Consider the following 9,944-nt stretch of genomic DNA (forward strand, 5'->3'; position numbering starts at 1 on the left):
CAGTCTGGTCTTCCTGCTCGGCTGCTACCCGGCGCTGCGCCTGATCGACAGCCGCCGGCCCGTCCGCCGCGAAGGCCTCGCTGCCCTGGCGGATCCGCACGTTGACGTCCGCGTCGAGCGCCGCGCCGCCCCAGGCCGCCCGGGCGTAGTGCTCCGTCAGCCCGACCACCGGCTCCACCGGTACGGGCGCGGCCAGCGGCTCCGGCACGCAGAGGACCTGGAAGGCCAGGTGTCCGGCCGGCCCGCCGACGCTCCACCGCGCCAGCGCGCTCGGCCGCTGCCAGGCGGCCGCCACCTCCGGCCGGCGCAGCAGCCCCTCGGCCGCGGTGGCGGCCGCCAGGAAGTCCGCCCGGGCGCCCGTCACGGCCCGCGCCCGTCCCCGGCCCTCGGCCCGCCCCCGCCCCGCGGCCCGTCGCCCAGCCGCGGTCCGGCGGCCCGGAAGCTGCCCCGGCCCGAGGCCATGTCGGCGACCGCCACCAGCAGCGCCGCCAGCACCAGGCCGGCCGCGACCGTCACGCCCAGCTGGAAGGCCAGGGCCCAGTCCGGGCGGGGGCCGGCCGCGTGGGCGAAGAACACCGAGCCGACCACGGCGATGCCCACCGCCGAGCCGACCCGCTGCGCGGTCTGCAGCACCCCGCCGGCACTGCCCGCCCGGGCCACCGGCACCTGCTGGAGGGTCAGCGTCTGGTTCGGGGCGATCACCAGCCCGCTGCCCACCCCGGCGACCAGCAGCGGCAGCACTGTCGTCCAGCCCACGAGGGGCCCCGACCACAGCTGCACCGCGAGCGCCGAGGCCAGCAGTCCGGCCAGCACCAGCACCAGCCCGGCCACCACCAGCCGCCGGCCCAGCCGGCTCACCAGTCGCCCGCCGACCGCCGCGGACACCCCCGAGCCGACCGCGAACGGAGTGATCGCCAGGCCCGCCGTCAGCGCCGAGTAGTGGAGTCCGGCCTGGAGGTAGAGCGTGAAGATGAAGAAGATCGCGGTGAACCCGGCGAAGTACACCAGCGACAGCAGGGTCCCCGCCGCGTACGGGCGCACCGCGAACAGCGCCATGCTCACCAGCGGTTCGCGCCGCCGCCCGTAGTGCAGCTCCCAGCCGACGAAGGCGGCGAGCAGCACCGCCGCGAGCGGCAGCAGCAGCCATCGGGCCGGGCCGTGCCACTGCTGCGCCTGGACGAACGGGAGCAGCAGCGCGACCGTCCCGGCGCCGAGCAGCAGCACGCCGACCGGGTCGAAGTCCCGGTGCCCGGCCCGTTCCGCGGCGGGCGGGGGCGCCGGGAGCAGATGGTAGGCGATCGGCAGCGCGGCGACGCCGATCGGCAGGTTGACCAGGAACACCCAGCGCCAGCCGTTCTCCGGGCCGACCACGTGGATCAGCAGCCCGCCGAGCAGTGGTCCGACGGCGGTGGACAGCCCGATGGTCGCGCCGAGGGCGCCGAAGGCCCGGCCGCGGTCGGCCCCCTGGAACAGCACCTGGATGAAGCCGGACACCTGCGGCACCAGCACCCCGCCGGCCGCGCCCTGGAACAGCCGGGCCAGCACCAGCCAGTCCTGGTTCTGCGCCGCTCCGGCGAGCGCGCTGGCCACGGTGAACAGCGCGAGCCCGACGAGGAAGACGGCCCGCCGGCTGCGCGCGTCGCCGAGCCGTCCGGAGGGCACCAGCACCAGGCCGAAGGCCAGCGCGTAGCCGCTGAGCACCCACTGCAGGCCGCTGTCGGACATGTGCAGCCCGGCCCGTACGGTCGGCAGCGCGACGTTGACGATGCTGACGTCCAGCAGGGTCATGAAGCCGGCGACCAGGCAGACCGCGAGCGCCCGCCAGCGCCGGGCGTCGGCCCGGTCGCCTACGGCGGTGGCGCCGGGCCGCGTCGGGTGCGCGGTACCGCGCTGGGGGTCGGCGTTCATGGGGAGCCTCTTCCCGGGGGCCGGGGCGTCCTGGTCGGCAGGTGACCGTCGGTCGGCTTCGCTCCGCAGGTGACCGTCGGTCGGCTTCGCTCGGATCATCGTCACCCGGGCGGACCGGGGCCGCCACCCGGGCGGAACGGCCCCTCCCTCACCCGGACGGGCGAACCGGATCGCGGCCTCCGTGCGGACCCCGGAGGCTGACGGCATGAGCGTCGCCACCGAGACCCCACCCTCCGCCCCTCCGGTGCTGGACGTCCGGCAGCGGAACGTCGTCTTCGCCACCATCGTGCTCGGCATGCTGCTGGCAGCCCTCGACCAGACCATCGTCGGCACCGCCCTGCCCACCATCGTCGCGGACCTCGGCGGGGCCGCGCACATGTCCTGGGTGGTGACGTCCTACCTGCTGGCCGAGACGGTGGCCACCGTGCTGGCCGGCAAGTTCGGCGACCTGTACGGGCGCAAGCTGCTGTTCCAGGTGTCCGCGATCGTCTTCGTCGGCGGCTCCTTCCTGTGCGGCCTCTCCACCAACATGACCCTGCTGATCGCCTGGCGGGCGGTCCAGGGCATCGGCGCCGGCGGCCTGATGGTCACCGCCATGGCGCTGATCGCGGACGTCATCCCGCTGCGCGAACGCGGCAAGTACCAGGGGGCGATGGGCGCGGTCTTCGGGCTGGCGACGGTGGTCGGGCCGCTGCTGGGCGGGCTGTTCACCGACCACCTGTCCTGGCGCTGGGCGTTCTACGTCAACGTGCCGATCGCCGTCGTGGTGGTGATCGCGGCCGCCCGGACGATCCCCTCGGTGCGCTCGGCCGTCCGGCCGGTGATCGACTACCTGGGGATCGCGCTGGTCACGGTCGGCGCCAGCGCCCTGATCCTGGCGACCAGTTGGGGCGGCAACCAGTACCCCTGGGGCTCCGGGGTGATCATCGGCCTGTTCGTCGGCGGCGCGCTGGCCCTCGCCCTGTTCTGCTGGGCGGAGACCCGCGCCGCCGAACCCATGCTGCCCATGCGGCTGTTCCGCAACCCGGTGTTCACGGTCTGCTCGGTGCTCAGCTTCATCGTCGGTTTCGCCATGCTCGGCGCGCTGACCTTCCTGCCAACCTTCCTCCAGTACGTGGACGGCGACTCGGCGACGGTCTCCGGCGTCCGGATGCTGCCCATGGTCATCGGCCTGCTGGTCGCCTCCATCGCCAGCGGCAACGCCGTCGGCAAGACCGGCAGGTACCGGCTGTTCCCGATCGTCGGCACCCTGGTGATGGCCGTCGGCCTGTACCTCCTCTCCCGACTCCAACCGGGCACCGGCACCGCGCTCGCCTCGCTCTACATGGTCGTGCTCGGCGTCGGCATCGGGCTGACCATGCAGGTGCTGACCATCGCCGTACAGAACACCGTCGACTACGCGGACCTCGGCACCGCCACCGCCGGGGTGACCTTCTTCCGCACCATCGGCAGCTCCTTCGGCACCGCCGTGTTCGGCACCATCTACGCCAACAGCCTGAAGACCGAACTCGCCGACGGCGTCGGCACCGCCGCCCGGCTCACCGGCGCCGACCCGGCCGTCCTCGCCCACGCCGCCGAGAGCCCGCAGGGCCTGCACCGGCTGCCCGCCGACCAGGCCGCGCCGCTCGTCCAGGCCTACTCCGACGCCCTGCACACCGTGTACCTGTGGACCATCCCGGTGGCCGTCGTCGGCTTCGTCGTCGCCCTCTTCCTCAAACAGGTGCAGCTGCGCGACACCACCCGGGCCGGCTCCACCGACATGGGCGAGGGCTTCGCCCAGCCGACCACCAGCGACTCCGACCCGCACCTGGAGCTCGCCGTCAGCTCGATCGTGCGCGGCGTCGACCTCGGTACCATCCGCACGATCGTCGACGGCGCCGACATCCGGGTCGACCTCGCCGGGGCCTGGGCCCTGATGCAGGTCGCCGGCCACACCGAGGCCGTCGGCCACGCCTCGCTCGACCTCATCGCCGCCCGCAAGCGGGTGCCGCCCGAGGTCCTGGAACCGGTCTTCGACCGGATGGCCGCCGAGGGCTACCTCACCCGCGACGGCGACCGCCTCTTCTCCACCGAGGCCGGCACCCGCGAGGTCCGCGCCCTCGGCCACGCCTGGTCGGACTGGCTCAACGCCCGCCTCGACGCCGACGCCGGCCGCCCCCGCAGCCCCGGCCTGCGCGCCGCCGCCGACGCCATCGCCTGGCGCCTCCTCGTCGAGGACCTCGCCACCGGCCTCCCCGCCCACGCCCGCCCCAAGGACGCCGCGAAGGTCTAGGGCGTGTCTGACAATTCCCGCCGGGCGTGCGACGCCAAATGTCAGACACGCCCTAGTCCTACAACCGGGAGGTGTCGAGCTCCAGGTCGAAGGGCGCCGGGAGGGTAACGGGCGTGCCGAAAGGATGCGGCCCGCTTTCCGCGGCGTAGCCGAGACGGGTCGGCTCGCTGTACAGGGTGCAGCTGCGGTTCTGCCGGTCGATGAGGAGGTAGAGCGGGGCGCCGTACTGACCATAGCGACGGCGCTTGACGACGCGGTCTGTCTCCGCGTTCGACGGAGAACTGACCTCGACGATCAGGAGGGTCTGGTCGGGCAGCAGTGCGCCCTCGGTCTTCAGCGCGAGTTCGGCGGGCACGATGGCCAGATGCGGGATGTACCAGTTCTCGCTGCCGGGCAGATCGAGATTGCCGGAACCGGACACCAGGTCCAGTTCATCCATCCGGGCGCCGAGCTGGCGACGGACGAACTCGGCGGCGGACTCGTGCGCCCACGACGGCGACATAGGGGTGATGACTCCCTCGATGATCTCGGTCCGGTCGCCCGCGATGTGCCGGATCGCATACTTCAAGGCCTGCTCGGGATCGCTGACGGTGCTGTAGTCGCCAGGGACATGGGGTGCCGTACTCACAACGTGTCTCCCTCCTCCGTGATTCTCCCTCAGACCATGCCATCGGTCGGCCGACCGACCGGAATTGGACGCGCCCCGACCGCTCGTGTCCGTGTCGTGACGGGTTCGCAGGGCGTTCTGCCGCCCCGCCCGGGTGGGCGGGGCGGCGGCGGTGGTGGTGAGGTCAGCGGGAGGCCTCGGCGGGGGCGGTGCGGCGGGAGGAGAGGACGATCACGGCGAGGCTGGCGAGGGCGAGGGCCGTCACCGCGGTGAGCATCACGGTGTAGGAGGCCAGCGAGGAGAGCGCCGCGAGCACGGCGGGCAGCAGGAAGCCCGAGTAGCAGAGCGCGTAGTAGACACCCGTGATACCGGCCAGGTCGTCGGGGGTGACGATGCGCTGGATCTCCAGCAGCCCGGAGACCACCCCGATGCCATAGGCGGCGCCGAGGAACACCGCGCCGCACAGGCCGAGCAGCGGGGAGCGGACGGCCGCGTCGCCGGCGCAGACGGCCATGCCGCAGGCCATCAGCACCATGGAGACGATGACGCCGCGCGCCGAGGAGAGCGAGTCGAGGCGCTTGGCGAAGGGCTGGACGAGGGCGCCGGTGCCGAGGGTGAGGACGGTCAGCAGGGTGGCGTAGGCCAGCGACCAGTCGCCGAGCCGGTCGCCGACCAACTGCGGGGTCACCGCGTACGCGACGCCGGCCGAGCCGAACACCCACGGGGCCATCGGCAGCACGACCCGGACGAAGCGCCGGTGCCCGGCCGCCGGGACCTTGAGGTCGGCCCAGAGGCTGCGGACGGCGCCGGTGGCCCGGGCCCGGGTCTCGACGGCCCTGGGGAGCAGGAACAGCGCGGGCAGGGTGACGAGCAGGTGGGCGAGGTACGGGGTGACCATCGGCCAGGGCCCCCACTGGGCGAGCACCCCGGCCACTCCGGCGCCGAGGCCGAAGCCGAGGGTCAGCGCGAGGGAGGCGCGGCGGGCGCCGGCGCCCTGGTCGGCGGCCGGGTCGTGCGGGGCCTGGGAGAGTTCCTTGACCCAGCTGGTGCCGACGGCCATCGCGATGCCGACGGCTATGCCGGTGAGGAACCGCCCCGCGTAGATGGGCAGTTCACCGGTCACGCCGCCGCACAGCACCCCGCTGGCGGCGAGCGAGACGGCCACCGCGCCGATCATCAGCGGGCGCCGCCCGTAGCGGTCCGAGGCCGCGCCGCCGACCAGCAGCCCGGGCACCAGCCCGAGGACGTACGCCCCCAGGAAGGCGTCCACGGTGACCTCGGAGTAGCCGCCGAGGTGGCGGTACATCAGCAGCAGCGGGGTGAACTGGTTGCCGCCCCAGCCGCAGCAGAGCATGGCCAGGGCGGCGAGCAGCCACGGCCGCCCCCGGCCGGAGGATGCGACGGGACCGGCGGACGGTGGCCGGGTGGTGCTCATGGTGGTGCTGCTCCTTGTCGGATGGTCGGGTCCCGGCGGTCCGTCGGGGGGTGCGCGCGGGTGCCGGCGCGCGGGAAGTCGGTACGGAGGAAGGGGGGTTCAGTGGTCGGTGACGGCCCGGTGGGCGTCCAGGTGGGCGCGCAGGGCGGCGGTGAAGCCCTCGGCGTCGCGGGCCGCGATCCGCTCGACGAGCACGGTGTGCTCCTCGACCAGCGAGGCGAGCCGTTCCGGCTGCACCTGGAGCAGTTGGACGGCCATCCGGCGCTGGCGGTCGCGCAGCGTCCCGTAGAACCGTTCGGCGAGCGCGTTGCCGGAGGCCGTCACGATGCCCCGGTGGAAGGCCTCGTCGGCGTCGGCGAAGGCCCCGAGGTCGGCCCGGTGGGCGGGCCCGCGCTGCTGGTCGATCAGCTCGGAGAGCTGCCGGACCAGCGTGTCGAGGCCGTCGGGACGGCGGGCGATCCGGCGCACGGCGGTGCTCTCCAGCGCCTCGCGCAGTTCCAGTACGTCCTCGGCCTCGCCGGGGCCGACCGGCACCACGACGGCTCCGCGCTTGGGGAAGAGCTGGAGCAGCCCCTCGGCCTGCAGCCGTAGGAAGGCCTCGCGGACCGGGGTGCGGCTGAGCGAGGTGCGCTCGGCGATCTCCCCCTCGCTGATCAGGGTGCCGCCGGGGAGGCCGCCACCGAGGATGAGGTCCTTGGTCAGTTCGTACGCGCGGTCCGCGGCCGGGACGCGGGCGGGCGGCGGGGTGTCGGCCATGGAGCACACCGTAGCACCATAGATGCAAGCTTGGATGCAACACCCCGGACCGCCCCGCCACCTGGGCGGAGCATCGGATTCGGTACCGCTCAGGGCCCGAAGAATGCGCTTTCTCCCTCCCTCCCCCAGGGCCGAGGATGGGCCGGGCCAACCAGCCTGCCGGGAGGAAGCCTTGTCCCCTGCGTCGACCGTGTCCCCTGCGTCGCCGGCCCCGTCGCCCGTCGATCCGGGCCTGCTGCCGCTCACCGCCGAGTTCCGCCCCGAGGGCCTGTCCGTCGGCGGCGTCCTGCTCGACGAGGCCGCCCGCCGGTACGGCACTCCGCTGTTCGTCTACGACGAGGAGCACCTGCGCCGCCGTTGCCGCGAGGCGGTGGCCGCCTTCGGCCGGGGCAACGTCGCCTACGCCTCCAAGGCCTTCCTGTGCACCGCGATGGCCCGGCTCGCCGCCGAGGAGGGCCTGCTGCTGGACGTCGCCTCCGGCGGCGAACTGCGCACCGCCCTGTACGCCGGGGTCGACCCGGACCGGATCGTGCTGCACGGCAACAACAAGGACGAGGCCGAGCTGCGCACCGCCCTGGCCGTCGGCCTGCGCCACATCGTGGTGGACAGCTTCGACGAGCTGGACCGGATCGAGCGGCTGCACCGCGAGGAGGGCCTGCCCCCGGCCCGGATCCAGCTGCGGGTGGCGCCCGGGGTCGCGGCCGGCGCCCACCAGGCCATCCAGACCGGGGGCCACGACTCCAAGTTCGGCTTCGGCCTGGCCGGCGGCGCCGCCGCGGCCGCGGTGCGCCGGGCCGAGGAGTCCGCGGCCGTCCGGCTGGAGGGCGTGCACGCCCACGTGGGCTCCCAGGTGCTCGACCCGGCCGAGCTGGCCGACGGCGCCGCCGCGGTCGCCCGGTTCGCGGTGGAGCACGGCCTGCGCCGGCTGACCGTCGGCGGCGGCCTGGGCGTGGCCTACCTGAGCGGGCAGAGCGCCCCCTCCTTCGCCGTCTGGGCGGAACGGGTCCGGGCGGCGGTGCGCGGCGCCGGCTGGAGCGGCGAGGTCGGCGTCGAGCCCGGCCGCTCGATCGCCGCCCGGGCCGGGCTGACCCTCTACCGGGTCGGCACCGTCAAGCGGATCGAGGGCGTGCGCACCTACGTCAGCGTGGACGGCGGGATGAGCGACAACCTGCGCCCGGCGCTGTACGGCGCCCGCTACGAGGCCTTCCTGCCGCGCTGCCCCGAGGCTCCCCGCCCGGGGCGCGCCCGGCTGGTCGGCAAGCACTGCGAGAGCGGCGACGTGATCATCGACGACGCCGCGCTCCCCTCCGACCTGCGGGTCGGCGACCTGCTGGCCACCCCGGTGACCGGCGCCTACGGCTACGCCATGGCGTCCAACTACAACAAGCTGCCACGGCCCGCCGTGGTCTTCGTCCGGGACGGCGAGGCCCGCCTGGTGGTGCGCCGGGAGACCGAGCACGACCTGCTCCGGCTGGACGCGGCCGCCACCGGCGACGGCACCCGGGAGCCGGTGGCCGCACAGCGGGCGCACACGTCCTGAGGCCCGCGCCGTGGACCAGCGCGCACCCGGCCCGGACCCCGGCACAGGCCTTAACCTGGGCCGATGCTGAACAGCGCCCGACTGCACGTCCTCCTGGAGATCGCCCGCCGGGGCACCATCGTGGCCGCGGCGCAGGCCCTGCACCTGAGCCCGTCCGCCATCTCGCACCAGCTCGCCCGTCTGGAGCAGGAGCTGGGCGTCGCGCTGGTGGAACGGGCTCCGCAGTCCCTGCGCCTGACTCCCGCGGGTGTCCGGCTGGCCGAGCACGCCCAGGCGATCGCCGATCTGATGGCCGTCGCCCAGGACGACCTGCGGGCGCACGCCCAGGGTGCGGCCGGTGTGCTGCGGATCGGCTTCTTCGCCTCCGCCGGGCTGGACCTGCTGCCCCGGGCGCTGGCCGCGTTCGCCGCCGGGCACCCCCACGTGGAGCTGGAGCTGATCATGGGCCAGCCGCACGAGCTGGTCCCGGACCTGGAGGCCGGCCGGCTGGACGCGGCCGTCGTCTTCGAGCACCCGCTGGACCCGTGGTGCCGGCAGGCGGGTGTGGACGTACGGATGTACTTCGAGGAGCCGCAGCTGGTCGTGGTGCCGCTGCGGCACCGGCTCGGGCGGCGCTCGGCGGTGCGGCTGGCCGAGCTGGAGGGCGAGAGCTGGATCGGCACCCACGGCGGCAGCACCGGTGAGCCGGTGCTCGAACGCGCCTGCGCCGCCGAGGGGTTCCGTCCCCGGGTGCGCTGCCGCAGCGACCACTACCAGGTGACCATCAACCTCGCGCGGGCCGGCATGGGCGTCGCGCTGATCCCGGCGCTGGGCCTGGCCGACAGCGCCGGGGTGCACGTGTGCCGGCTGGACCACCCGCAGCTGCACCGCCGGATCGGGGTGGCGACCCGGGGCACCAACCGCAATCCGGTGCTGCGGGCCTTCCTCGCCGAACTCGGCTCCGCCGCCGGGGAGATCAAGGCCCTGCTCGACATGCAGTGGGCCTGAGCCCCGCCGCGCACGGCACCGGTCCCGGCCCTGTGCGGCGGGCCGCGGGTGTGCCATGCTGCACCCGCCGGCGGACGTCCGCCGGTCCTCGCACCGGTCCTTCCGCCGACCGTCCACCGGTCCGTCCACCGAGGGGGAACCCGATGATCCGCCGGATCTCCGCACTCCTGGTCGCCGCCGCGGCCCTGCTGTCCGTCGCGGCCACGGCGGCGACGACCCACGACCGGCACGCCCCGGCCTCCGTCCTCGCCGAGGAGGAGGACTCCACCTCGGGAGGCCACACCCAGACCCGCTCGGAGCCGACCGGAAGTTGAGCCGGCCCGGAACGGCCCGCGCCCCCGAACCGGTCGGTCCGGGGGCGCCGACCTCATGGCCGCCCGCTGTGGCGCGAGCCGGGAGTCCTGGAGCGTGACCGCCGCGCCGCGCGCCGGCCGTGGCC

8 protein-coding genes and 1 pseudogene are annotated in these 9,944 nt (G+C 74.6%); 4 read left to right on the plus strand and 5 right to left on the minus strand.

The window, feature by feature from the left end:
- Both ACWD4P_RS36810 and ACWD4P_RS36815 read right to left on the minus strand, forming a co-directional pair.
- Nucleotides 1-364, minus strand: a pseudogene (locus ACWD4P_RS36810) (maleylpyruvate isomerase N-terminal domain-containing protein); the annotation flags it as partial.
- Entirely contained in the window at nucleotides 361-1,908 is a 1,548-nt protein-coding gene (locus ACWD4P_RS36815) for an MFS transporter (RefSeq protein ID WP_449782636.1), read from the minus strand. The gene ACWD4P_RS36815 and the pseudogene ACWD4P_RS36810, both read right to left, overlap by 4 nt.
- Nucleotides 1,909-2,113: 205 nt before the next feature.
- Here ACWD4P_RS36815 and ACWD4P_RS36820 point away from each other — a divergent pair, with 205 nt between their 5' ends.
- Entirely contained in the window at nucleotides 2,114-4,180 is a 2,067-nt protein-coding gene (locus tag ACWD4P_RS36820; protein WP_449782637.1) for an MDR family MFS transporter, read from the plus strand.
- Between the two features lie 58 nt (nucleotides 4,181-4,238).
- Here the strand turns inward: ACWD4P_RS36820 and ACWD4P_RS36825 are convergent, their stop codons facing one another.
- The 3 genes from ACWD4P_RS36825 to ACWD4P_RS36835 form a co-directional block, all read right to left on the minus strand.
- Entirely contained in the window at nucleotides 4,239-4,808 is a 570-nt protein-coding gene (locus ACWD4P_RS36825; protein WP_449782638.1) for a Uma2 family endonuclease, read from the minus strand.
- A 163-nt stretch (nucleotides 4,809-4,971) separates the two neighbouring features.
- The gene (locus ACWD4P_RS36830; RefSeq protein ID WP_359824339.1) at nucleotides 4,972-6,222 is read right to left on the minus strand and encodes an MFS transporter; all 1,251 of its coding nucleotides are present in this window, start codon (nucleotides 6,220-6,222) and stop codon (nucleotides 4,972-4,974) included.
- Nucleotides 6,223-6,321: 99 nt separating this feature from the next.
- The gene (locus tag ACWD4P_RS36835) at nucleotides 6,322-6,978 is read right to left on the minus strand and encodes a GntR family transcriptional regulator (RefSeq protein ID WP_449782639.1); all 657 of its coding nucleotides are present in this window, start codon (nucleotides 6,976-6,978) and stop codon (nucleotides 6,322-6,324) included.
- 190 nt (nucleotides 6,979-7,168) lie between these two features.
- On the opposite strand from ACWD4P_RS36835, the gene lysA reads away from it, so the two are divergent.
- The 3 genes from lysA to ACWD4P_RS36850 all read left to right on the plus strand — a co-directional run bounded on the left by lysA (nucleotide 7,169) and on the right by ACWD4P_RS36850 (nucleotide 9,819).
- A complete protein-coding gene (gene lysA, locus ACWD4P_RS36840; RefSeq protein WP_449782640.1) occupies nucleotides 7,169-8,518 on the plus strand; it encodes a diaminopimelate decarboxylase in 1,350 nt (449 codons plus the stop codon).
- A 63-nt stretch (nucleotides 8,519-8,581) separates the two neighbouring features.
- Nucleotides 8,582-9,505 carry a LysR family transcriptional regulator gene (locus tag ACWD4P_RS36845; RefSeq protein WP_449782641.1) on the plus strand — a complete coding sequence of 308 codons (924 nt, stop codon included), beginning with the start codon at nucleotides 8,582-8,584 and terminating at the stop codon, nucleotides 9,503-9,505.
- A 143-nt stretch (nucleotides 9,506-9,648) separates the two neighbouring features.
- Nucleotides 9,649-9,819, plus strand: a complete 171-nt coding sequence (locus ACWD4P_RS36850) for a hypothetical protein (RefSeq protein ID WP_359824349.1) — start codon at nucleotides 9,649-9,651, stop codon at nucleotides 9,817-9,819.
- Nucleotides 9,820-9,944 lie beyond the last annotated feature (125 nt).

The organism is Kitasatospora sp. NPDC002543, assembly GCF_053594915.1.

Bases quoted from the DNA above. Each gene is read 5' to 3' on its own strand.
- ACWD4P_RS36815 (WP_449782636.1), bottom strand. From the start codon at position 1,908: ATGAACGCCGACCCCCAGCGCGGTACCGCGCACCCGACGCGGCCCGGC.
- ACWD4P_RS36820 (WP_449782637.1), top strand. From the start codon at position 2,114: ATGAGCGTCGCCACCGAGACCCCACCCTCCGCCCCTCCGGTGCTGGAC.
- ACWD4P_RS36830 (WP_359824339.1), bottom strand. From the start codon at position 6,222: ATGAGCACCACCCGGCCACCGTCCGCCGGTCCCGTCGCATCCTCCGGC.
- ACWD4P_RS36835 (WP_449782639.1), bottom strand. From the start codon at position 6,978: ATGGCCGACACCCCGCCGCCCGCCCGCGTCCCGGCCGCGGACCGCGCG.
- ACWD4P_RS36845 (WP_449782641.1), top strand. From the start codon at position 8,582: ATGCTGAACAGCGCCCGACTGCACGTCCTCCTGGAGATCGCCCGCCGG.
- ACWD4P_RS36850 (WP_359824349.1), top strand. From the start codon at position 9,649: ATGATCCGCCGGATCTCCGCACTCCTGGTCGCCGCCGCGGCCCTGCTG.